General features: G+C 61.4%; 21 protein-coding genes. 11 read left to right on the plus strand and 10 right to left on the minus strand.

Annotated elements, in window-relative coordinates; genetic code table 11:
- Nucleotides 1–113: 113 nt before the first annotated feature.
- The 5 genes from ODQ19_RS04190 to def form a co-directional block, all read right to left on the minus strand.
- A complete protein-coding gene (locus ODQ19_RS04190) occupies nucleotides 114–425 on the minus strand; it encodes a tetratricopeptide repeat protein (protein WP_044270209.1) in 312 nt (103 codons plus the stop codon).
- Nucleotides 426–560: 135 nt separating this feature from the next.
- Nucleotides 561–1,934 (minus strand): Trk system potassium transporter TrkA, encoded by a 1,374-nt coding sequence (gene trkA / locus ODQ19_RS04195; RefSeq protein ID WP_014716287.1) that lies wholly within the window; start codon nucleotides 1,932–1,934, stop codon nucleotides 561–563.
- 22 nt (nucleotides 1,935–1,956) lie between these two features.
- Nucleotides 1,957–3,267, minus strand: coding sequence for a 16S rRNA (cytosine(967)-C(5))-methyltransferase RsmB (gene rsmB / locus ODQ19_RS04200; protein WP_330209402.1), 1,311 nt, complete (start codon nucleotides 3,265–3,267; stop codon nucleotides 1,957–1,959).
- On the minus strand, nucleotides 3,264–4,217 hold the full coding sequence (fmt, locus tag ODQ19_RS04205) for a methionyl-tRNA formyltransferase (RefSeq protein ID WP_330209403.1): 954 nt from the start codon (nucleotides 4,215–4,217) through the stop codon (nucleotides 3,264–3,266). Before fmt ends, rsmB begins: the two co-directional genes overlap by 4 nt.
- Nucleotides 4,218–4,286: 69 nt before the next feature.
- On the minus strand, nucleotides 4,287–4,793 hold the full coding sequence (gene def / locus ODQ19_RS04210) for a peptide deformylase (RefSeq protein ID WP_003187273.1): 507 nt from the start codon (nucleotides 4,791–4,793) through the stop codon (nucleotides 4,287–4,289).
- Between the two features lie 135 nt (nucleotides 4,794–4,928).
- On the opposite strand from def, the gene ODQ19_RS04215 reads away from it, so the two are divergent.
- From ODQ19_RS04215 to ODQ19_RS04225, 3 genes are all read left to right on the plus strand, one after another.
- The gene (locus ODQ19_RS04215) at nucleotides 4,929–5,705 is read left to right on the plus strand and encodes a peptidoglycan-binding protein (protein ID WP_330209404.1); all 777 of its coding nucleotides are present in this window, start codon (nucleotides 4,929–4,931) and stop codon (nucleotides 5,703–5,705) included.
- A 63-nt stretch (nucleotides 5,706–5,768) separates the two neighbouring features.
- Nucleotides 5,769–6,872 carry a DNA-processing protein DprA gene (gene dprA, locus ODQ19_RS04220; protein WP_330209405.1) on the plus strand — a complete coding sequence of 368 codons (1,104 nt, stop codon included), beginning with the start codon at nucleotides 5,769–5,771 and terminating at the stop codon, nucleotides 6,870–6,872.
- Between the two features lie 74 nt (nucleotides 6,873–6,946).
- Nucleotides 6,947–7,504 (plus strand): L-threonylcarbamoyladenylate synthase, encoded by a 558-nt coding sequence (locus ODQ19_RS04225; RefSeq protein WP_105225266.1) that lies wholly within the window; start codon nucleotides 6,947–6,949, stop codon nucleotides 7,502–7,504.
- A 93-nt stretch (nucleotides 7,505–7,597) separates the two neighbouring features.
- On the opposite strand, the gene ODQ19_RS04230 is transcribed toward ODQ19_RS04225, so the two are convergent.
- Nucleotides 7,598–8,575, minus strand: a complete 978-nt coding sequence (locus ODQ19_RS04230; RefSeq protein ID WP_330209406.1) for a quinone oxidoreductase family protein — start codon at nucleotides 8,573–8,575, stop codon at nucleotides 7,598–7,600.
- A 178-nt stretch (nucleotides 8,576–8,753) separates the two neighbouring features.
- Here ODQ19_RS04230 and hemF point away from each other — a divergent pair, with 178 nt between their 5' ends.
- Both hemF and aroE read left to right on the plus strand, forming a co-directional pair.
- Nucleotides 8,754–9,686, plus strand: coding sequence for an oxygen-dependent coproporphyrinogen oxidase (gene hemF, locus ODQ19_RS04235; protein WP_014716294.1), 933 nt, complete (start codon nucleotides 8,754–8,756; stop codon nucleotides 9,684–9,686).
- Nucleotides 9,686–10,504 (plus strand): shikimate dehydrogenase, encoded by an 819-nt coding sequence (aroE, locus tag ODQ19_RS04240; RefSeq protein ID WP_330209407.1) that lies wholly within the window; start codon nucleotides 9,686–9,688, stop codon nucleotides 10,502–10,504. The genes hemF and aroE overlap by 1 nt, the downstream gene beginning before the upstream one ends.
- Nucleotides 10,505–10,538: 34 nt before the next feature.
- Here aroE and ODQ19_RS04245 read toward each other — a convergent pair whose 3' ends face one another.
- The 3 genes from ODQ19_RS04245 to betC form a co-directional block, all read right to left on the minus strand.
- Nucleotides 10,539–12,107 (minus strand): SulP family inorganic anion transporter, encoded by a 1,569-nt coding sequence (locus tag ODQ19_RS04245; RefSeq protein WP_330209408.1) that lies wholly within the window; start codon nucleotides 12,105–12,107, stop codon nucleotides 10,539–10,541.
- 155 nt (nucleotides 12,108–12,262) lie between these two features.
- Nucleotides 12,263–13,177 carry a choline ABC transporter substrate-binding protein gene (gene choX, locus ODQ19_RS04250; protein WP_330209409.1) on the minus strand — a complete coding sequence of 305 codons (915 nt, stop codon included), beginning with the start codon at nucleotides 13,175–13,177 and terminating at the stop codon, nucleotides 12,263–12,265.
- Nucleotides 13,178–13,195: 18 nt separating this feature from the next.
- Nucleotides 13,196–14,710, minus strand: a complete 1,515-nt coding sequence (betC, locus tag ODQ19_RS04255) for a choline-sulfatase (RefSeq protein WP_330209410.1) — start codon at nucleotides 14,708–14,710, stop codon at nucleotides 13,196–13,198.
- 103 nt (nucleotides 14,711–14,813) lie between these two features.
- Here betC and ODQ19_RS04260 point away from each other — a divergent pair, with 103 nt between their 5' ends.
- The 6 genes from ODQ19_RS04260 to ODQ19_RS04285 all read left to right on the plus strand — a co-directional run bounded on the left by ODQ19_RS04260 (nucleotide 14,814) and on the right by ODQ19_RS04285 (nucleotide 20,543).
- Complete coding sequence (locus ODQ19_RS04260; RefSeq protein WP_330209411.1) at nucleotides 14,814–15,764, plus strand: choline sulfate utilization transcriptional regulator; 951 nt, start codon at nucleotides 14,814–14,816, stop codon at nucleotides 15,762–15,764.
- A 30-nt stretch (nucleotides 15,765–15,794) separates the two neighbouring features.
- On the plus strand, nucleotides 15,795–16,121 hold the full coding sequence (locus ODQ19_RS04265; protein ID WP_330209412.1) for a DOPA 4,5-dioxygenase family protein: 327 nt from the start codon (nucleotides 15,795–15,797) through the stop codon (nucleotides 16,119–16,121).
- Nucleotides 16,122–16,297: 176 nt separating this feature from the next.
- Nucleotides 16,298–17,257: a 2-dehydro-3-deoxygalactonokinase gene (locus tag ODQ19_RS04270; RefSeq protein WP_116665585.1), complete on the plus strand. Its 960-nt coding sequence runs from the start codon at nucleotides 16,298–16,300 to the stop codon at nucleotides 17,255–17,257.
- Between the two features lies 1 nt (nucleotide 17,258).
- Nucleotides 17,259–17,879, plus strand: a complete 621-nt coding sequence (locus ODQ19_RS04275; protein ID WP_330209413.1) for a 2-dehydro-3-deoxy-6-phosphogalactonate aldolase — start codon at nucleotides 17,259–17,261, stop codon at nucleotides 17,877–17,879.
- Nucleotides 17,880–17,927: 48 nt separating this feature from the next.
- Nucleotides 17,928–19,076 carry a galactonate dehydratase gene (dgoD, locus tag ODQ19_RS04280; RefSeq protein WP_003187297.1) on the plus strand — a complete coding sequence of 383 codons (1,149 nt, stop codon included), beginning with the start codon at nucleotides 17,928–17,930 and terminating at the stop codon, nucleotides 19,074–19,076.
- A 162-nt stretch (nucleotides 19,077–19,238) separates the two neighbouring features.
- A complete protein-coding gene (locus ODQ19_RS04285; RefSeq protein ID WP_165861682.1) occupies nucleotides 19,239–20,543 on the plus strand; it encodes an MFS transporter in 1,305 nt (434 codons plus the stop codon).
- Between the two features lie 34 nt (nucleotides 20,544–20,577).
- Here the strand turns inward: ODQ19_RS04285 and ODQ19_RS04290 are convergent, their stop codons facing one another.
- Nucleotides 20,578–22,236, minus strand: a complete 1,659-nt coding sequence (locus ODQ19_RS04290; RefSeq protein ID WP_330209414.1) for an FAD-dependent oxidoreductase — start codon at nucleotides 22,234–22,236, stop codon at nucleotides 20,578–20,580.
- Nucleotides 22,237–22,352 lie beyond the last annotated feature (116 nt).

The raw sequence follows: 22,352 nt of genomic DNA on the forward strand, positions 1-22,352 counted from the left end.
CCCAATGGAGATCAAATGTGGGAGCTGGCTTGCCTGCGATAGCATCACCTCGGAGTGCCTGATATACCGAGGTGTCTGCATCGCAGGCAAGCCAGCTCCCACAGGTGATCACCTCAGGTTTGGCGATCAAGTTTCTTCAGGAACACCGTCATTTCTTTTTCGGCCTGTTTGTCGCCATGGGCCTGGGCGGCTTCGATGCCCTTCTCCCATGCCAGGTGTGCTGCCGCGCGATCTTCCAATCCCAGCCGCGCCTTGCCCAATAGCTTCCACGCCGCCGAATACTTCGGATCGAACTCGACGCATCGCTGCAAATGCTCGGCCGCCTTGGCGTTGTCCTTCAGGTCCAGGTAACCCTTGCCCAGACCAAAGCGCAGCAATGAATTATCCACACCCTTGGCGAGCATTTTTTCCAGGGATTCGAGCATGGCTGTGCGTCCTTTAGCTACATAGCGGTTTAGATATCGTCATCGCGGGCAAGCCCGCTCCCACACTTGAAACGCGATCACATGTGGGAGCGGGCTTGCCCGCGATGGCGGCGGCAGGCTCACTCAATTTTTTAATCAGAAAAAACTCAGCCCCACGTGGAACAGCTTCTCCACATCGCGGATATGTTTCTTATCCACAAGGAACAAAATCACATGGTCACCCGTGGCGATCACCGTATCGTCATGGGCAATGATCACTTCTTCATCGCGAATGATCGCGCCAATGGTGGTACCCGGCGGCAGGCCGATATCGCGAATCGCCTTGCCAATCACTTTGCTGGACTTGGAGTCACCGTGGGCAATCGCCTCGATGGCTTCCGCTGCGCCACGGCGCAACGAGTGCACGCTGACAATGTCGCCACGGCGCACGTGGGCGAGCAAGGTGCCGATAGTCGCCAGTTGCGGGCTGATGGCGATGTCGATATCGCCGCCCTGGATCAGGTCGACATAGGCCGGGTTGTTGATGATCGTCATCACCTTCTTCGCCCCCAGCCGTTTGGCCAGCAGCGACGACATGATGTTGGCTTCGTCATCGTTGGTCAGGGCCAGGAAGATGTCGGCGTCGGCGATGTTCTCTTCCATCAGCAGGTCACGGTCCGAGGCGCTGCCTTGCAGTACGACAGTGCTGTCGAGGGTGTCGGACAAATGCCGGCACCGCGTCGGGCTCATCTCGATGATCTTCACCTGGTAGCGGCTTTCGATGGCTTCGGCCAAACGCTCGCCGATCTGCCCACCGCCGGCGATGACGATGCGTTTGTAGCTTTCGTCAAGCCTGCGCATTTCGCTCATGACTGCGCGAATGTTCGCCTTGGCGGCGATGAAAAACACTTCATCGTCAGCCTCGATCACTGTATCGCCCTGGGGCAGGATCGGCCGGTCACGGCGGAAAATCGCGGCGACGCGGGTTTCCACATTCGGCATGTGCTCACGTAGCTGGCGCAATTGCTGGCCAACCAGCGGCCCGCCGTAATAGGCCTTCACTGCCACCAGCTGCGCTTTGCCTTCGGCGAAGTCGATGACCTGCAGCGCACCTGGAATTTCGATCAGGCGCTTGATGTAGTGGGTCACCACCTGTTCCGGGCTGATCAGTACGTCTACCGGGATGGCGTCATTATCGAACAGCCCGGCGCGGGTCAGGTAGGCCGCTTCGCGCACCCGAGCGATCTTGGTCGGGGTATGGAACAGGGTGTGGGCGACCTGGCAGGCGACCATGTTGGTCTCGTCGCTGTTGGTGACCGCGACAAGCATGTCGGCATCGTCGGCACCGGCCTGGCGCAGCACCGTCGGAAACGACGCGCGGCCTTGCACCGTACGAATGTCCAGGCGGTCGCCCAGGTTGCGCAGGCGCTCGGCATCGGTGTCGACCACGGTGATGTCGTTGGCTTCACCGGCCAAATGTTCGGCCAGCGTGCCACCAACTTGCCCTGCTCCAAGGATGATGATTTTCATCCGGTCACTCCCTTAAAACCATTCAGCCGCGCGCGGCGGCAATCTTGATCAGTTTGGCGTAGTAGAAGCCATCGTGCCCGCCTTCCTGCGCGAGCAGTTGGCGACCGTGGGGCTGCTTGATGCCGGCCGTGGTAGCGAGGTCCAGTTCACGCGCGCCGCTGGTGCGGGCGAGGAAGGCTTGGATGACCTCGGTATTTTCGGTGGGTAAGGTGGAGCAGGTGGCGTAAAGCAGGATGCCGCCGACTTCCAAGGTCGGCCACAGCGCGTCGAGCAGTTCGCCTTGCAGCACCGCCAGGGCGGCGATGTCGTCGGGCTGGCGGGTCAGCTTGATGTCCGGGTGACGGCGGATCACGCCGGTGGCCGAGCAGGGAGCGTCCAGCAGGATGCGCTGGAATGGCTTGCCGTCCCACCAAGTGGCGGTGTCGCGGCCATCCGCGGCGATCAGTTCAGCGCTCAAGCCCAGGCGTGCGAGGTTTTCCCGCACGCGCACCAGGCGCTTGGCTTCAAGGTCCACCGCGACTACACCAGCCAGGTCTTTTTCCACTTCAAGGATGTGACAGGTCTTACCGCCGGGCGCGCAGCAGGCATCGAGTACGCGCTGGCCGGGGGCGAGGTCGAGCAAGTCGGCGGCCAACTGCGCGGCTTCGTCCTGCACACTGATCCAGCCTTCGGCAAAGCCCGGCAGGCTACGCACATCGGTGGCGGCCTCCAGCACGATGCCGTCCGTGCTGTACACACATGGCGTGGCGTTGATGCCAGCGTCCGCCAGTAACTGCAAATACGCGTCACGGCTGTGGTGACGACGGTTGACCCGTAGGATCATCGGCGGATGCGCATTGTTGGCCGCGCAGATGGCTTCCCATTGCTCAGGCCAAAAGGCCTTCAGGGATTTTTGCAGCCAACGCGGGTGGGCGGTGCGCACCACGGGATCATGTTCCAGCTCGGCCAGCAGGGCTTCGCTTTCGCGCTGGGCGCGGCGCAGCACGGCATTGAGCAGGGCCTTGGCCCAGGGCTTTTTCAGCTTGTCGGCGCAACCGACGGTTTCACCGATGGCGGCGTGGGCAGGCACACGGGTGTAGAGCAACTGGTAGAGACCTACCAGCAACAGCGCCTCGACATCCGCGTCCGCCGCTTTGAACGGTTTTTGCAGCAGCTTGGCCGCCAGTGCAGACAACCTTGGCTGCCAACGGGCGGTGCCAAAGGCCAGGTCCTGGGTGAAACCGCGATCCCGGTCTTCGACCTTATCCAGTTGTGTCGGCAATGAACTGTTCAGCGAAGCCTTGCCGTTGAGGACGGCGGCGAGAGCCTTGGCGGCGGCCAGACGTGGGTTCATTGAGTGACCACTCCAAGCGTGGTACCCATGGCGAATTTATCACGACGACTGTTGAACAAATCGCTGAAGTTCAGCGCCTTGCCGCCGGGCAATTGCAGACGCGTCAGGCACAGCGCCTGTTCACCGCAAGCCACCAACAGGCCGTCTTTGCTGGCGCCGATGATCGCGCCGGGAGCGCCTGTGCCATCGGCCAGGGTCGCGGCCAACACTTTCAACGCTTCGCCGTTCAGGGTGCTGTGGCAGATCGGCCATGGGTTAAAGGCACGTACCAGGCGCTCCAGCTCCACGGCCGGGCGGCTCCAGTCAATGCGCGCTTCGTCCTTGTTCAGCTTGTGGGCGTAGGTGGCGAGGCTGTCGTCTTGGATTTCACCTTGCAGGGTGCCGGCAGCCAGGCCGGCGATGGCCTGGATCACGGCGGGTGGCCCCAGCTCAGCGAGGCGGTCGTGCAGGCTGCCGCCGGTGTCCTGGGCGGTGATCGGTGTAGTGACCTTGAGCAGCATCGGCCCAGTGTCCAGGCCGGCTTCCATGCGCATCACGGTCACGCCGCTCTCGCTGTCGCCTGCTTCAACGGCACGTTGAATCGGCGCCGCACCGCGCCAGCGTGGCAGCAGTGAAGCATGACTGTTGATGCAACCCAGGCGCGGGATATCCAGTACAGCCTGAGGCAGGATCAAACCGTAAGCCACCACTACCAGCAGGTCCGGCTTCAGCGCGGCCAGTTCGGCCTGGGCGTCGGCGTTACGCAGGGTCGGCGGCTGCAGCACAGGAATATTGTACTCCAGCGCCAACTGCTTGACCGGGCTCGGCATCAGTTTTTGCCCGCGACCGGCCGGGCGATCCGGCTGGGTGTACACCGCGACGATGTCATAAGGGCTGGCAAGCAGCGCCTTGAGGTGTTCGGCGGCAAATTCAGGAGTGCCGGCAAAAACAATGCGCAATGGCTCGGTCATGGGAGTTCTCGGTTAAAAACAGTCACAAAAGAAAAAGGCTTGCCGCAGCAAGCCTTTGGAAGAAGGGCATCAAGCTTGCTGGCGATGCTTTTTTTCCAGCTTCTTCTTGATCCGGTCCCGCTTGAGCGTGGACAGGTAATCGACAAACAGCTTGCCGTTAAGGTGGTCGCATTCATGTTGGATGCACACTGCCAACAGACCTTCGGCAATCAGCTCAAACGGCTTGCCGTCACGGTCCAGCGCCTTGATCTTCACGCGCAGCGGGCGCTCCACATTCTCGTAGAACTCCGGCACCGACAGGCAGCCTTCCTGGTATTCGCCCATCTCTTCGGTCAGCGGTTCGAACTCAGGGTTGATGTACACCCGAGGTTCGCTGCGATCTTCCGACAGGTCCATGACCACGACACGCAGGTGCACGTTGACCTGGGTAGCGGCGAGGCCGATGCCCGGGGCTTCATACATTGTTTCAAACATGTCATCGACCAACTGACGAACCTTGTCGTCCACTACGGCCACCGGCTTGGCGATCGTGCGCAGGCGCGAGTCGGGAAATTCGAGGATGTTCAAAATAGCCATAAGCGTAATTGCTGCACATGTGAGGAAGAGACAAATCGGCGGTGGGATGGACCCATACGGCCGGTGTGAAACGCTCGGAAGCCGCGAAGGCCATGGCATTTCACGCGAACGCACATAATAAAGGAGATTCACCCCATGAGGAAATCGCTACTCGTCTTGCTGCTGTGGGCCCCATTCGCCACGGCATTGATTGCGCAGCCCACTGAGCGCCTGGATCAGGCAGCGCAACAGGCCATCCAGCACTTTTTACTGCACAACCGTATTTTTGACTCGCCCCAGGACCTGGACAACGCGCCTTACATTATTGCGGCGCAAGGCGGGCGCGTGCTGGGTGCCAACGACGAGCGTGTGCATGCGCGCGGGCATCTGGACCCGGCCCAGCCGAGCTACGGGATCTTTCGGCGAGGCAAGGCCTACACCGACCCCGATACCCAGGAATTACTCGGCATCAATGCCGACGACATCGGCACTGCGCGCTTTGTGCTTGCCGACAGCCTCACCACCCTCGCAGTGCAACGGGTGACCCGGGAAATTCGCCCAGGCGACCGTTTGTTGCGCGCCGAGCCTCCCGTTGCTTTTGCCAACCTGGAACCCTGCAAACCTGCACCCTTGATTACAGGGCACATCATCGACATCCCCAAGGGCGTCACGCAGATTGGCGTGCTCGACGCTGTGACCCTGAACAAGGGCCGCCGCGATGGCTTGGTGGAAGGCCAACTGCTGACGGTGATCAAGGCTGGCGCCATCGTGCGAGACGCCCTCACCGGCACGCCCACACCACTCCCGGATGAGCGAGCCGGCACCCTGCTGGTGTTTCGTACCTATGAAAAGCTCAGCTATGCCCTGGTGCTCAGTGCTTCACGGTCGCTGGCCGTGCAAGACCGTTTCGAGACGGCTGATCAAGCGCAATAAATAGCCTGCTAAATAAGTTACCAACAGAGTTATCCACAGCTTGTTCCGGTCAAGGATGATCATATGAATCCGATAAACAGCAGCAATATTTCCCCGGCAGAGCTGGAAGCCCGGCTACGCTTGCACAGGCTGCCAGAACTGGGGCCCAAGCGTTTTCACGTATTGATCGAAGCCTTTGGTTGCGCTTCCAAGGCCCTGAGTGCTCCCGCCAGCGCCTGGCGTTCGCTCGGTTTGCCCGCCGTCAGTGCCGAGGCGCGACGTAGCCCCAAAGTCCGTGACGGTGCCAGTGAGGCGTTGGCCTGGCTGGCGCGCCCGGCCCAGCATTTGCTGATGTGGGACCAACCTGAGTACCCGGCGTTGCTCGCGCAGATCGGTGATGCGCCGCCGCTGTTATTCGTTGCGGGCGACCCCGGTATTCTGGAAAAACCACAGTTGGCCATGGTCGGAAGCCGGCGTGCCTCTCGCCCGGGCATGGACACGGCAGCGGCCTTTTCCCGCAGCCTGGCGAGCGCCGGTTTTGTCATCACCAGTGGGCTGGCGGTGGGCATTGACGGCGCGGCGCACCAGGCGGCATTGGACGTAGGCGGCCATACCATCGGCGTGCTCGGCACTGGCCTGGAAAATTTTTATCCACAGCGCCATCGCAGGCTCGCCGCCGCGATGATTGCCCAAGGCAGCGCCGTGGTTTCCGAGTTTCCGCTGGATGCAGCGCCCCAGGCCGGTAATTTCCCACGGCGCAACCGGATTATCAGCGGGTTGTCGTTAGGCGTGCTGGTGGTGGAGGCCAGTATGGCCAGCGGCTCGCTGATCACCGCACGCCTGGCCGCGGAGCAAGGGCGCGAGGTGTACGCGATTCCGGGTTCCATCCACCACCCCGCCGCCAAGGGCTGTCATCAATTGATCCGTGATGGCGCGGTGTTGGTGGAAACCATCGAGCACATTCTTGAAAGCCTGCGCGGTTGGCAGCGGTTGGCCCATGCTGCGCCGGTGCCCGTGACCCATCCGCTGGTGGCGCTGCTGCACGCGGCACCGCATAGCAGCGAAGCCTTGGCGATTGCCAGCGGTCGGCCGTTATCCCAAGTACTGGCCACCCTGACGGAGCTGGAGTTGGAGGGCCAGGTGATTTGCGAAAGCGGGCGCTGGCTGGCGCGGTGTCCGCTTTTGTAGTGGCCCGTTTTTGGCGCTAGGTTTTGTAACGAAGATCGGTAAACTGCCCAGAGCTTTAGTCCGGAGAGTAAACAATGGTCAACAGGTGGCGTGTGCTGGAAGCCGCACGGGAAATTCGCGCAGGCGCAGTGATCGCCTATCCGACCGAAGCGGTCTGGGGCCTGGGTTGCGATCCGTGGAATGAAGAGGCCGTGGATCGGCTGCTGGCGATCAAGAACCGCTCGGTCGATAAAGGCCTGATCCTGGTGGCGGACAATATTCGTCAGTTCGACTTTCTGTTTGAAGATTTCCCGCAAACGTGGATCGAACGCATGGCCAGCACCTGGCCAGGGCCGAATACCTGGCTGGTGCCCCATCAAGACTTGCTGCCCGAATGGGTCACGGGTGTGCATGAAACCGTTGCGCTGCGGGTCAGTGATCATCCGCTGGTTAGGGATCTGTGCGCCCAGGTCGGCCCGTTGATTTCCACCTCGGCCAACCCTCAGGGCCGCCCGGCGGCCCGCACGCGGCTTCGCGTGGAGCAGTATTTTCGCGGGCAAGTGGACCTGGTGCTGGGCGGTGCCCTGGGTGGGCGCAAGAACCCGAGCCTGATTCGGGACCTGGTGACAGGTGATGTGGTGCGCCCCTCCTGAGACCGCAGTGCACCCATCGCAGGCAAGCCAGCTCCCACATTTGACGGCGAACACTGATCAAATGTGGGAGCTGGCTTGCCTGCGATGAGGCCCTTAAGGCAGCAGAATGGTTGAGCCAGTCGTGCGCCGCCCCGACAGCTCCGTCTGCGCTTTGGCCGCCTCCGCCAGCGGGTAGCGCTGATTGATATCAATGCGCACCTTGCCACTTTTGATCATCGAAAACAGATCGTCCGCCATCGCCTGCAAGTTTGCCGCATTGTTGGCGTAGGTCGCCAACGTTGGCCGGGTTACGTACAGCGAACCCTTCGCCGACAGAATCCCCAGGTTCACCCCATCCACCGCACCCGACGCGTTGCCGAAGCTCACCACCAAACCCCGTGGCGCCACGCTGTCCAGGGAGGTCAGCCAGGTGTCCTTGCCGACGCCGTCGTACACCACCGGGCACTTCTTGCCGTCAGTCAGTTCCAGTACGCGTTGTGCGACATCTTCCTTGCTGTAGTCGATGGTTTCCCAGGCGCCGAGGGATTTGGCCAGGGCGGCTTTTTCCGGCGAGCTGACCGTGCCGATCAACTTCACCCCCAGGGCCTTGGCCCATTGGCAGGCCAGGGAACCCACGCCACCGGCGGCGGCGTGGAACAAAATGGTTTCACCGCCTTTGAGCTCATAGGTCTGGCGCAACAGGTATTGCACGGTCAGGCCTTTGAGCATGGCACCGGCGGCCTGTTCAAAGCTGATCTCATCCGGCAGGTGCACCAGGTTGGCGGCGGGCAACACATGCAGCTCGCTGTAGGCACCCAGCGGGCCGCTGCCGTAGGCCACGCGGTCGCCGACTTTGAATTGGCTGACCTCACTGCCCACCGCATCCACCACGCCAGCGCCTTCCGCACCCAGGCCCGATGGCAGGGCGGGCGGCGCGTAGAGACCACTACGGAAATAGGTGTCGATGAAGTTCAGGCCGATGGCCTCGTTGCGCACCCGAACCTGCTGTGGGCCAGGCTCCGCTGGCGTGTAGTCCACATATTCAAGTACTTCGGGGCCGCCATGGGCGCTGAACTGGATACGTTTGGCCATCTGCACTTCTCCTTGGGTTCGAATCTGCGTAGCCCCCTATCGGACTCCTAAGCTTGATCCTCGTCAACTGCTGCGCACCTAAGTGCAGTGGCATGTAGGCGCAGTGGTATCCTGTGCGCCCATTTGCCGCCGACGCCCCATGGGCCTCGCGTAGCTTTGCCCGATTCAAGGTGATGCCATGACTACCCGCACCGAGGCCGTTAAAGCCTACCTGCTTGACCTGCAAGACCGCATTTGCAGCGCCCTGGAAACCTTCGAGACGGACACTCGCTTTATCGAAGACGCCTGGACCCGGCCAGCCGGCGGTGGCGGTCGTACTCGTGTGATGGAAAACGGTTCGGTGATCGAAAAAGGCGGTGTCAACTTTTCCCACGTGTTCGGCAGCGGTTTGCCACCGTCTGCCAGTGCCCATCGCCCTGAACTGGCGGGCCGTGGGTTTGAGGCCCTGGGTGTGTCGCTGGTGATCCATCCGCATAACCCGCATGTACCGACTTCCCACGCCAATGTGCGGTTTTTCATCGCTGAAAAAGAAGGTGAAGAACCGGTGTGGTGGTTCGGTGGTGGCTTCGATCTCACCCCGTATTACGGCAATGAAGAAGACTGCATTCACTGGCACCGCGTGGCCGAGCAGGCCTGTGCACCGTTTGGCCCGGACGTGTACTCCCGCTACAAGGCCTGGTGTGACACCTACTTCCATATCAAGCACCGCAATGAGCCCCGTGGCATCGGTGGGCTGTTCTTCGATGACTTGAACGAGTGGGGCTTTGACACCTGCTTCGCCTTCATCCGCGCCATCGGCGATGCCTACATCGACGCCTACCTGCCGATTGTGCAGCGTCGCAAGGCCATGGCGTACACCGAGCAACAGCGCCAGTTCCAGGAGTTCCGCCGGGGCCGCTACGTTGAGTTCAACCTGGTCTATGACCGTGGCACCCTGTTCGGCCTGCAATCGGGCGGGCGTACGGAGTCGATCCTGATGTCGCTGCCACCTCAGGTACGCTGGAGCTACGACTGGAAGGCCGAAGCCGGCAGCGAAGAGGCGCGCCTCACCGATTACTTCCTGCAAGACCGTGACTGGCTCGGCGTTGCCGCGCCCAAGGCGGCGGTGTGATGGACCGTTATGTCGTGTTCGGTAACCCCATCGGCCACAGCAAGTCGCCGTTGATTCACCGTCTGTTCGCCGCCCAGACCGGCGAGCAACTGGACTACAGCACGATGCTCGCGCCATTGGAGGACTTCACCGCCTGTGCCCGTGAGTTTTTCCAACACGGCCGTGGCGCCAACGTCACCGTGCCGTTCAAGGAAGAGGCCTATCGTTTGGCCAATACGCTGACCGAACGGGCCCAGCGCGCCGGCGCCGTGAACACCTTGAGCAAACTGGCTGACGGCACGTTGTTGGGCGACAACACCGATGGCGCGGGCCTGGTGCGCGACTTGACGGCCAATGCCGGGCTGAGCCTGCAAGGCAAACGTATCCTGTTGTTGGGCGCCGGTGGCGCGGTGCGCGGTGCGCTGGAGCCATTGCTGGCGCAGCAACCCTCGTCGTTGATCATCGCCAACCGCACCGTGGGAAAAGCCGAGCGGCTGGCTGAACTGTTCGATGACCTGGGCCCGGTGTCTGCCAGTGGTTTCGATTGGTTGCGTGAGCCGGTGGACGTGATCATCAATGCCACGTCGGCCAGCCTGTCAGGCGATGTACCACCGATTGCCGGCAGCCTGATTGAGCCGGGCAAGACCTTCTGCTACGACATGATGTACGCCAAGGAACCCACCGCATTCTGCCGCTGGGCGAGCGAGCAAGGCGCGGCGGTGGCGATGGATGGCCTGGGCATGCTGGTGGAGCAAGCGGCGGAAGCCTTCTTGCTGTGGCGCGGTGTGCGTCCGGATTCGGCGCCCGTACTGGCCGAACTGCGCCGCCAATTGGCCTGATTCCATGCTCTGATGTGGGCACAGTTGATCGGGTTTAGTCTTCGAAATGGAGGGGGCAGTTATCCGGCCCCTCCAGCTTCATTAACTCCTCAACCACCTGCGGTCTGGCCCCACGCAACGTCAAGCTACGGCCCAACCCCGCCAGCCGCCGGGCCTCCTGGTGCAGCATCTCCACCCCGGAATAGTCGATAAAGTTGATCTGCTGCGCCTCGATCACCACCCGCTCACCCTGCAGACGTTGCAGGCGCACTTGCAGGTAATGGCTGGCGCCAAAAAAGATCGAGCCGCCCACCCGCAATACATCCGCTTCACCGTCGCGCCAGTGTTGCACCCGTGGCTGGGAGGTGCGCTTGAGGTAGAAAAACAGCGACGCCAGCACCCCGGCATAAATCGCCGTTTGCAGCTCCAACAACAAGGTGGCGACACAGGTCAGGCTCATCACCACAAATTCGGCGCGGCTGACCCGGAACAGCGCGCGAATGCCGCGGTGGTCCACCAGGCCCCAGCAGATCAGCAGGATGCTCGCCGCCATGCTCGGGATCGGAATATGCGCGATCAACGCTGCGCCAAATAACGCGAATAACGCCACCCACAGGGCCGAAAACACCCCCGCCAATGGCGAACAGGCACCCGCCTCATAACTGAGGCCCGAGCGGGTGAACGATCCGGCTGACAGGTAGCCGGAAAAAAATCCGCCCACGATGTTGGATAAACCCTGGGCGCGTACTTCCTGGTTGGCGTCGAGCAGTTGTTGCGAGCGGGCGGACAGCGAACGGGCAATCGACAGGCTGGTCACCAACCCCAGCATCCCCACCGCCACGGCACTGGGCAGCAGGCGCAGCACCAGATCCAGATCCATTGGTAACGGGCTCAACGGCGGCAGTTTGCCAATAAACGAACTGACCCGTGCCACATGCCCGAACATCGCCGGCCACAGCCATGCCGCCAGGCTGCCCAACACCAAGGCGATCAACAGTGTCGGCCAGCGTGGCACCAGGTACTTGAGCAGTATGCCTGCCAGCAACGTACCCAGCCCAAGGGCCAGGGACGCGTGGTCCCACTCGCCACGATGGTCGATCAGCGCCAGCAGGCCATTGATAGCCGTGGCCTGGCTCGGTAAATCCAAGCCGAGCAGGTTGGGCAGTTGCCCCAGGGCAATCACCACGGCGGCGCCCAGGGTGAAACCCAGCACTACCGAATGGGAGACAAAGTTCACCAACGCGCCGAAGCGCAGTAGGCCGAGCAACCATTGGAACACCCCGGCGAGAAAGGTCAGCAACAGGATGAGGGTGATGTAGTCCTGGGAGCCTGGCACGGCCAATGGGCTGATGCTGGCGTAAAGCACGATGGAGATGGCGGCCGTGGGCCCGCAGATCAGGTGCCAGGACGAGCCCCACAGGCAGGCGATCAATACCGGGATGATGGCGGCGTAGAGCCCATACTCGGGTGGGAGACCGGCGATCAATGCGTAGGCAATCGACTGCGGCAGCGCAAGCACCGCACCGCTGAGGCCGACGACGGCATCCCGGCCGACGCTGGCGCGGGTTTGGCGCGGCAGCCAGCGCAGGAAGGGCAAGAGTGTATGGCGGTTGGGCCGGGGCATCGCAGGCTCGGGTAGAGGGTTTTGGCAAGAGTATCAATATGCATGGGTACTTGTGGGAGCTGGCTTGCCTGCGATGCTGACGCCTCGGTGTGACAGGCATACCGGGCTGATGCTATCGCAGGCAAGCCAGCTCCCACAGGGGTCAGCGGCAAGCGTCAGAGTTTGGCTTTTACCGCCGGCAACGCCTCCTGGCCATCCAGGGTCTTCACGCCCTCCAGCCACTGGTCCAGCACCGCCGGGTTGGCCTTGATCCACGCTTTCGCCGCTTGCGCATTGCTGAGCTTGTTGTTCGCCACGTCAGCCATGATGCTGTTCTCCATGGCCTGGGTGAAACTCAGGTTGGTCAGCAGTTTGCCGACATTGGGGCACGCTTGTGCGTAACCCTTACGGGTCAAGGTATAGACGCTGCCGGTGGCACCAAAGTACTGCTCGCCGCCCTTGAGGTAGTGCATGTTCAGTTGCACGTTCATCGGGTGCGGGGTCCAGCCGAGAAAGGTGATGAAACGCTGTTTCTTCACCGCTCGCGAGACCTCTGCGAGCATCGCCTGTTCGCTGGACTCGATCAGCTTCCATTGCCCAAGGTCGAAATCATTTTTCTTGATGATCTCCTGCAGCGAGATATTGGCTGGCGCGCCGGAGCCGATGCCGTAGATCCTCTTGTCGAACTTGTCGGCAAATGTGTTCAGGTCGGCAAAGTCATGCACCCCGGCGTCCCACACATAGTCCGGCACGGCGAGGGTGAACTCGGTGCCCTCCAGGTTCTTCGCCAGTTGCACCACATCGCCGTTGGCCACGAACTTGTCGTAGAAGCCTTGTTGCGCCGGCATCCAGTTGCCGAGGAACACATCCACCTGGCCGTCCTTGAGCCCGCCGAAGGTAATCGGCACCGCCAGGGTGTCGACCTTGGGTTGATAGCCCATGCCCGTCAGCAAGAAACTGGTGATAGCGTTGGTGGCGGCAATATCGCTCCAGCCTGGATCGGCCATCTTTACCGTTTCGCAGCGAGTGTCTGCGTACACCTGGGCGCTGCTGAGCATCACCAAACTCAGTACCACGGTCAACTTTTGCATGGCCTTCCCTCTGTCTACTTATTGGTTTTGGCAGGGTTGTGGAAAACGTGCCTTGCGCTCCAGGTCATCAAGGTCGATATGGTTGCGCATGTACTGCTGACTGGCGTCTACCAGTGGCTGGTGATCCCAGCTCTTGAGCTTGCCTTGGGTCAGCGCTTCAAACACCAGGCGGCGACGGCGTTGGCTGGCGAGCACCTGTTGATGGATCGCCGGGATGTCCCATTTAGCCCGTGCTTCACGCAAGAACGCCTCGAACAACGGCCGATGTTCAGCTGACTGGCTGAGGTTTTCCTGCTCGCTCGGGTCGTTGTGCACATCGAACAATAGGCAAGGATCCTCCTCGCTGTAGATGAATTTGTAGGCGCCCCGGCGAATCATCATCAAGGGGCTGACGGTGCCTTCGGCCATGTATTCGCCAAACACTTCGTCATGCCCGCCCTGCCCCTGCAAGTGCGGGACCAGTGAGCGGCCGTCCAGCGGCAAATGCGGGTCCAGTTCGCCGCCGGCCAATTCCACCAGGGTCGGCAACAAGTCGGCGGTCGACACGGCCTGGGTGACGCGGCCAGCGGCGAACTGCCCCGGCGCACTGACCAGCAGCGGCACGCGGGCGGCCATTTCAAACCAGTGCATTTTGTACCAGAGGCCGCGCTCGCCAAGCATGTCGCCGTGGTCGCCAGAGAAAATGATCAGGGTGTCGTCGGCCAGGCCGGTGTCTTCCAGGGTCTGCAGAAGCTTGCCGACGTTGCTGTCGATGTAGCTGCAGGCACCGAAGTAGGCGCGGCGGGCGTCGCGGATCTTATCCACCGGCAGCGGTTTGTCCCACAAGTCATAGACCTTGAGCAGCCGCTGGGAATGCGGGTCAAGGTCGGCCTGGGGCGGCGTCGCGGGCATTGGGATCTCGGTGTCGGCGTACAGGTCCCAGAACGGCTTGGGAATGGTGTAAGGATCATGAGGATGGGTCATCGACACGGTCAGGCAGAACGGCTGGTCGCCCGGCTCGCGGATGTGGTCGAACAGGTATTGTTGGGCCTTGAACACCACCTCTTCGTCGAAATCCAGCTGGTTGGTGCGCACGCACGGGCCGGCTTGCAGCACCGAGGACATGTTGTGATACCAGGTAGGTCGTACGTCTGGCTCATCCCAGTTCACCGCCCAGCCGTAGTCGGCGGGATAGATGTCGCTGGTCAGGCGTTCCTCATAGCCGTGCAACTGGTCGGGGCCACAGAAGTGCATCTTGCCCGACAGCGCGGTGCGGTAGCCGAGGCGGCGCAAGTAGTGGGCATAGGTCGGCACATCGGCGGGGAAATCAGCGGCATTGTCGTAGGCGCCGATCTTGCTCGGCAACTGGCCACTCACCAAGGTGAAGCGCGACGGTGCGCACAACGGGCTGTTGCAATAGGCGGCGTCGAACACCACGCCTTGTGCCGCCAGGCGGCTGAGGTTGGGCAGCTTGATTGGGGAAGGCCCGTAGAACGGCAGCATCGGCGCGGCCATCTGATCGGCCATGATGAAAAGAATGTTCTTGCGCTTCATGGTTTCTCGGCATTCCATAGGCAGTGTTTATGCCAATGAGCATGCGGTCCATAAAATATGGGGTAAAGCCCATGCGCAGCAATGACTAGGATAAGTTGAGCTTATGTATGAAGCGCTGGGTCACCTCTCTCTCGATTTGCTGCGCGCCTTTGAGGCGGCGGCGCGCCATCGCAGTTTCACCGCGGCCGCGATGGAGCTGGGGACAACCCAACCGGCGGTCAGCCAGCAAATCAAACGCCTTGAAGAGCAACTGGCGATCCGCCTGTTTGACCGCATTTATCGCGGCATCGAACTGACCGACGCCGGCGCCCTGCTGTTCGAGCATGTGCAAGGCGGCCTGCAGAATATCAACCAGGGACTTGGTGTCATCACTCAACAAGGCCAGCATGAGGTGCTGCAAGTTGCCACCGACTTTGCCTTCGCTGCTTATTGGCTGATGCCGCGCCTGCATCGCTTCCACCAAGCCAACCCGCAGGTGGATGTCAGTCTGGTGACCAGTGAGCGCAACCACGCCACCCTGCGCAGCGATATTGATGTGGCGGTGCTGTTCGGCGATGGCCGTTTCAAGCAGGGCGAGAGCCTGTGGTTGTTCAATGAGGAGGTGTTCCCGGTGTGCAGCCCGCAGTGGCTTAAGGAACAAACCGCGCCCCTGACGGTGCACACCTTGCAAGACTGCCCGTTGCTGCACCTGCGCCAGGAAAACAACAGCCGGTGGTTCGACTGGAACGGCGTGTTCCGGGAATTGGGTATCGCGGCTGCGCCGACTCCTGGGCAATTGCGCTTCGACAACTACACCTTGCTGATCCAGGCCGCGATTGCCGGCCAGGGCGTCGCCATCGGCTGGCGTCACCTGGTGGATAACCTGCTGGAGCAGAATTGGCTGTGTCGACCGATCAGCCACACGGTGATCTCGCGCTTGGGTTATTACGTGGTGCAGCCCCAGCGCAAACGCCGCGGGCAGTTGGTGGACCGTTTTGTCGAGTGGCTGGTGGCGGAACAGGCCAGCAGTGCGCAGTCGTTGACCGGGCTGGCCCTGCCGTCGATTGCGGTCTAGGATCGGCACACAGTGGAACCGGAGTCTGTCATGCAACGTATCAAGGGCTACCACGCCCATATCTACTTCGACGCCAGCACGATCAAGCAGGCGCGCACGCTCTGTGAAGACGCCGCCAAATTATTCCCGCTGCGCATGGGCCGCGTGCATGAGCGGCCCGTAGGCCCGCACCCGGACTGGAGTTGCCAGCTGGCGTTCGAGCCGGAATATATCGGCGTGGTGTTACCGTGGCTGGCGCTGCACCGCAATGGTCTGGTGGTGTTCCTGCACCCTGAAACCGGTGATGACCTCAAGGACCACACCGATTACGCCATCTGGATGGGCGCGATGCGCGAACTGGACCTGTCTATTTTTTAGCCTTCCCTACCCGATAGCCCCGCGTCTTTCCCTAAGTAAAAACAGGAAGGGTTGTAGGATTTATCTTGTTCGGTCTCACTATATGGGATTGATATTTATATATTGAGATATTCCGCGCCCTAGGTTTATATTCGCCCATCTGCTTTTTTCAGCACCCACTCATTTCAGGTGAAGCGATGCAGGCGCAATTGATCGCGCTCGATTGGGGGACCAGCTCCCTTCGTGCTTACAAACTCGGCCCCGCGGGCGTTGTGCTGGAACAGCGCTCGCAAGCCTGGGGCATCATGCATTTGCCCACAGAGCGCCGGGAAATAGCCGGTGTGCTGTGCACTGACGGCTTTGAACTGGCGTTCGATAGCGCCTGTGGCGATTGGCTTGATGCCCAGCCCGGGCTACCGGTGATCGCTTGCGGCATGGTCGGCAGCGCACAGGGTTGGAGCGAGGCGGCCTATCGCAGCACGCCCGTGGATGTCGCCAGCCTCGGCCAGGCGTTGCATGGCATACGCACCCTGCGCGGGGTGCAGGTGCATATCGTGCCGGGGGTGATCGAGCAAGTGGGTCTGCCCAATGTCATGCGCGGCGAAGAAACCCAAGTGCTCGGTGTACTGCAAGGGCTTGGGCCCCAGGTGTTGATTGGCCTGCCCGGCAGCCATTCCAAGTGGGTCGAGGTGGTGGAAGGCCGCATTACCCATTTCGATACTTTCATGACTGGCGAAGTGTTTGCGGTGTTGAGCAAGCACAGCATCCTGGGGCGCACCCAACAGGCGAGCGAGCACTTCCAGGCCGAGGCGTTTGATCAAGGCGTGCGCGTGGCGCTGTCCAACGATGGCCAGCGTGGCGTGCTCTCGACCCTGTTCAGTGCCCGTACCCTTGGGCTCACCGCGCAGCTGGCGCCCGACCAGCAACCCGATTACCTGTCTGGCCTGCTCATCGGCCATGAACTCGCCGGCTTGCCAGATTCGGCCAAACATCAGCCGATCATTCTGGTCGGCGCTGCTGCACTTTGCGCCCGCTATCAACGCGCCCTCGCCCTTTGCGGCTTTGTCCACGTCAGCCTGGCGCAAGAAGCCACCGAGCGTGGCCTGTGGCAACTGGCGCAAGCCGCCGGGCTCATTCGACCTGTACTGGAGGCCTGACATGCTCAAGCAAGCACTCGCACAAAACGGTTTGATCGCCATCCTGCGCGGCCTACGCCCCGACGAAGCCCAGGCGGTCGGCCAGGTGCTGTACGACGCGGGTTTTCGCGTGATCGAAGTGCCGCTCAACTCGCCAGACCCTTACACCAGCATTCGCACCCTGCGCGACAGCTTGCCCGCCGATTGCCTGATCGGTGCCGGCACGGTGTTGACGCCCGAGCAGGTCGACCAGGTCAAGGCGGCCGGAGGCCAGGTGATCGTCATGCCCCACAGCGATGCCAAGGTGCTGCGTGCCGCCAAAGCGGCGGGCCTGTACTTGTCGCCTGGGGTAGCCACGCCTACCGAAGCCTTTGCCGCACTGGCCGAAGGCGCCGATGTGTTGAAGCTGTTCCCGGCCGAGCAGATGGGCCCTTCAGTGATCAAGGCGTGGCTGGCGGTATTGCCGGCGGGCACGTTGCTGCTGCCGGTGGGCGGCATCACCCCGGACGACATGCAGGTGTTTACCGACGCCGGCGCCAAGGGCTTCGGGTTGGGTTCCGGGCTGTTCAAGCCGGGCATGACAGTGGATCAGGTTGCGAGCCGTGCCCAGGCTTATGTCGCCGCCTGGAAAGCCCTGAGCTGAGAGCCTATTCCGCGCCCACAGGCGCTGCATCTATAAGAGAGACAAGAGATGAAAATCACCAAACTGACGACCTTTATCGTTCCGCCGCGCTGGTGCTTCCTCAAGGTCGAAACCGACCAGGGTGTGACCGGCTGGGGTGAGCCTGTGGTCGAGGGCCGCGCTCACACGGTGGCCGCCGCCGTCGAAGAACTGTCCGACTACCTGATCGGCAAAGACCCACGCAATATCGAAGATATCTGGACCGTGCTCTATCGCGGCGGCTTCTACCGAGGCGGCGCGGTGCACATGAGCGCCCTCGCCGGTATCGACCAGGCGTTGTGGGACATCAAGGGCAAGGCTCTCGGTGTGTCGGTCAGCGATCTGCTGGGCGGCCAGGTGCGTGACAAGATCCGCGTGTACTCATGGATCGGCGGTGACCGCCCCGCCGACACCGCCCGTGCTGCCAAAGAGGCCGTGGCGCGTGGCTTCACGGCGGTAAAAATGAACGGCACCGAAGAATTGCAGTTCGTCGACAGCTTTGAAAAAGTCGACCTGGCCCTGGCCAACGTCGCTGCCGTACGCGATGCGGTCGGCCCTAACGTGGGTATCGGCGTCGACTTCCATGGCCGCGTGCACAAGCCGATGGCCAAGGTGCTGATGAAAGAGCTCGACCCGTACAAACTGATGTTCATTGAAGAGCCGGTGCTCAGCGAAAACTACGAAGCGTTGAAAGAACTGGCACCGCTGACTAGTACGCCGATCGCCCTGGGTGAGCGCCTGTTCTCGCGTTGGGATTTCAAGCGGGTGCTCAGCGAAGGCTACGTCGACATCATCCAGCCGGACGCTTCCCACGCGGGAGGTATCACCGAAACCCGCAAGATCGCCAACATGGCCGAAGCCTACGACGTGGCCCTGGCCCTGCACTGCCCGCTGGGCCCGATTGCCTTGGCGGCATGCCTGCAACTGGATGCGGTTTGCTACAACGCGTTTATCCAGGAGCAGAGCCTGGGCATTCACTACAATGAAAGCAACGATCTGCTCGACTATGTGCGAGACCCGGGCGTGTTCGACTATGACCAGGGCTTTGTGAAGATCCCCAACGGCCCGGGTTTGGGCATTGAGATCAACGAGGAGTATGTGGTTGAGCGCGCGGCCATCGGCCATCGCTGGCGCAACCCGATCTGGCGCCATGCCGATGGCAGTTTTGCCGAGTGGTGATTTCCACCTGATTGAAACGCGCTAAAAAGGTGGGAGCTGGCTTGCCTGCGATGGCGGTGGGCCAGTCACCTCAGCGGTGCCAGTCATGCCGCCATCGCAGGCAAGCCAGCTCCCACATTGAGCGCGTTCCTTCCTCAACAAATATAAAAAGAGGCACCCCCCATGCACCCTGAATCCCTCACCGGGCAGGCTCCCTTAGTCACGCCCAGCAGAAAGCGCTTTTTCATCATGGTGCTGCTGTTCATCACCGTGGTCATCAACTACCTCGACCGCAGCAACCTGTCGATTGCCGCGCCGGCGCTGACCAGCGAGCTGGGGATCGACCCGGTGCAAGTCGGGCTGATTTTCTCTGCCTTCGGCTGGACCTACGCCGCCATGCAAATCCCGGGTGGCTGGCTGGTAGACCGGGTGCCGCCGCGCATTCTCTACACGGCGGCCCTGCTGCTGTGGTCGATTGCCACCGTGATGCTCGGTTTCGCCGCCAGCTTTATCGCGCTGTTCGTGCTGCGCATGGCCGTGGGCGCGTTGGAGGCACCGGCTTATCCCATCAACAGCCGCGTGGTCACCACCTGGTTTCCCGAGCGCGAGCGCGCCACGGCCATCGGCGTCTACACCTCCGGGCAATTCGTCGGCCTGGCGTTCCTCACCCCGGTACTGGCGTGGCTGCAGCACCAGTACGGCTGGCACATGGTGTTTGTGGTGACTGGTGGCGTCGGCATCCTGTGGGCCGCGATCTGGTATGCGGTGTATCGCGAGCCCAAGGATTTCAAAGGCGCCAACGAAGCTGAAATCCAACTGATCCGCGACGGTGGCGGGCTGGTGGACATGCAGGCTAAAACCGTCAAGGCACCCTTCAGTTGGACCGACCTCGGCATCGTGCTGAGCAAACGCAAGCTGTGGGGCATCTACCTGGGCCAGTTTTGCCTGAACTCCACGCTGTGGTTCTTCCTGACCTGGTTCCCGACGTACCTGGTGAAATATCGCGGCATGGACTTTATCCAGTCTGGCTTGTTGGCCTCCTTGCCGTTCCTGGCCGCGTTTGTGGGCGTGCTGTGTTCGGGGGTGTTTTCCGATTGGCTGATTCGCCGTGGGGCGTCGGTGGGCTTTGCGCGCAAGTTGCCAATCATCAGCGGGCTGCTGATTTCCACGGCGATCATCGGGGCCAACTATGTGGACTCGACGGGGTGGGTCATCGCGTTTCTGGCGGTGGCGTTTTTCGGCAATGGCCTGGCATCGATCACCTGGTCGTTGGTGTCGACCTTGGCGCCTGCCCGTTTGCTGGGGCTGACCGGGGGCGTGTTCAACTTCATTGGCAACCTGGCGGCGATTGCCACGCCTATCGTGATTGGTTTTCTGGCCAGTGGCTCATCGTTTGCGCCGGCCATTACCTACATTGCAGTACTGGCGTTGCTTGGCGCGCTTTCCTACATCTTGCTGGTTGGCAAAGTCGAGCGGATCGAGTTGTAAAAAGGGGCGACCTGCGGGTCGCCCTTTTTTCGTTCTACGGCACCGACATCTCGTTGCGAAATACATTGTGCGGGTCCCAGCGCTGTTTGGTACGGCGCAAGCGGCTTTCGATCATCAGGTCGGGAAAGAATATTTTGTACCACTGGGGGTTTTTGCCGTTGGCCGGATTACCCCCTGCGTAAGTCATGTCGAGGTCGGGGTAATTGATGTAGCAGCCTTCGAACGCGTTGTTGAGCGGTACACCTTGAGCATCGGCAAACGCGTTGAAGTACAGCCCTCGGATCCAGTCAGCATGGGCTTGGTCCGCGGCGGCGCTGTCGCCGTGCCAATAACATTGGGGCTGCCACTTGAGGAAGGACGAACGCTGGGCGGCCGACGACTCCTTGCGCACGGGCGCGCTGGCGGCGTTGATCTGGCCGCCGAAGGACTGAATCTGGATCAGGCTTTGTGTCAGGTGGTTGTCAGGGTCTGGCCAGGTCAAGGTCCGCCAGATGGCCCCTAGTACGAGAGGGCTGAACTCACCTTTCTGATAGGCCGATTTATAGCGCCCACGCTGATTGTCTCCCGAACCATTCAATGTTTGCTGGCACACCAGCCAATCCAGGCGCCGCGCCGCAGCCTGGGCAGATGACACTGAGTCGATGGGGCGCCCGCGGGCTGTGCCAGGCGGCAAATGGACCACATGAAACGGCACCAGCGACTCGGTGGCAGGCAAGCCGATGGCCGTGAGCATATTGTCGACAAAATCATCGAAGGGCGCACGGTCGTTCAGCTCACCATCCTTGTCCACATAATGGATGCCCAGGGTGATATTGCCTGTGTGCTCGTGGCGCATTTCCAGTTTGGTTGCCAGTCCCCAGGTGTCCGGGTTGTTCTGATGGGTGGCAAACCATAGCTGGTAAGCCACCAGCAGATTGTTTAGTGCATCCTGGGTCAGTACTGACCAATCCCATTCCAACGCCAGCCACAGTACTTCTTTGGGGGCCGGTGGCAGGTCCTTGAAGTAATAGCTGGTGATAATGCCGAATTGACCACCCCCCGCACCGCAGCAAGCGGCGAACAGGTCCAATTCGTCCTGTTGTGTGCTGTCCCTGCTGACATGGCGCGGTTCGAGCCCTTTACCTTGACTATCAGGCACCAGGATATCGACCCCGCTGAGCCAGTCACACACCAGTCCATACTTGCGCGACAGCAGCCCGTAGCCGCCACCGCAAATGTGTCCGCCCAGGCCCACGCTATAGCATGAGCCGCCGGGCAAGGTTTTGTTGGCCAGCTTGTACAACGCGCCATAGGCGTCCCAGTTCTGGCCGCCGGCCTCCAGGCGAAAGCGGTAGCGAAAGGGCTGCGTGGGGTTCAGCTCGGAACCGATCTGGCCGCTGGCATCGTAGACCACTCGGTTCAGCGCGCTGATATCCAGGATCGACAGCACCTCATCCGGGCTGTCGGGCATCTTGTTGGCGACAAACCCTTCGTAACAATGACCGCCGCTGCGTACGGTGATGCGTCCATTGGGCAGGGCCAATGCCTGGGCGGCGGCCTCCATGATGTCTTGCGGGCTGCGGCAAAGGTAAATCAGGTTGGCGCCATTGGGCGAAGACTGGCCCTGCACATTGCCCAAGGGCCAGCGCAGATTGAAACCCTTTTGCAGGGTGGAGTGGCGACGGTCTGAAACGGTGATGAGATCAAATGCCATGATGTACTCCTAAGAGCCAAGAATGACTTCTGATGCGGCTAACTTAACGACCGAGGGGCAAGGACTGCGGGGCTTGCGAAGGTGGTTAGACGGCAAAGGGCACGAAGTGCGTTAAA

Origin of the sequence: Pseudomonas sp. AM4(2022) (assembly GCF_036346515.1) — a bacterium.
In the GTDB taxonomy this organism is placed as follows: Bacteria; Pseudomonadota; Gammaproteobacteria; order Pseudomonadales; family Pseudomonadaceae; genus Aquipseudomonas; species Aquipseudomonas paracarnis.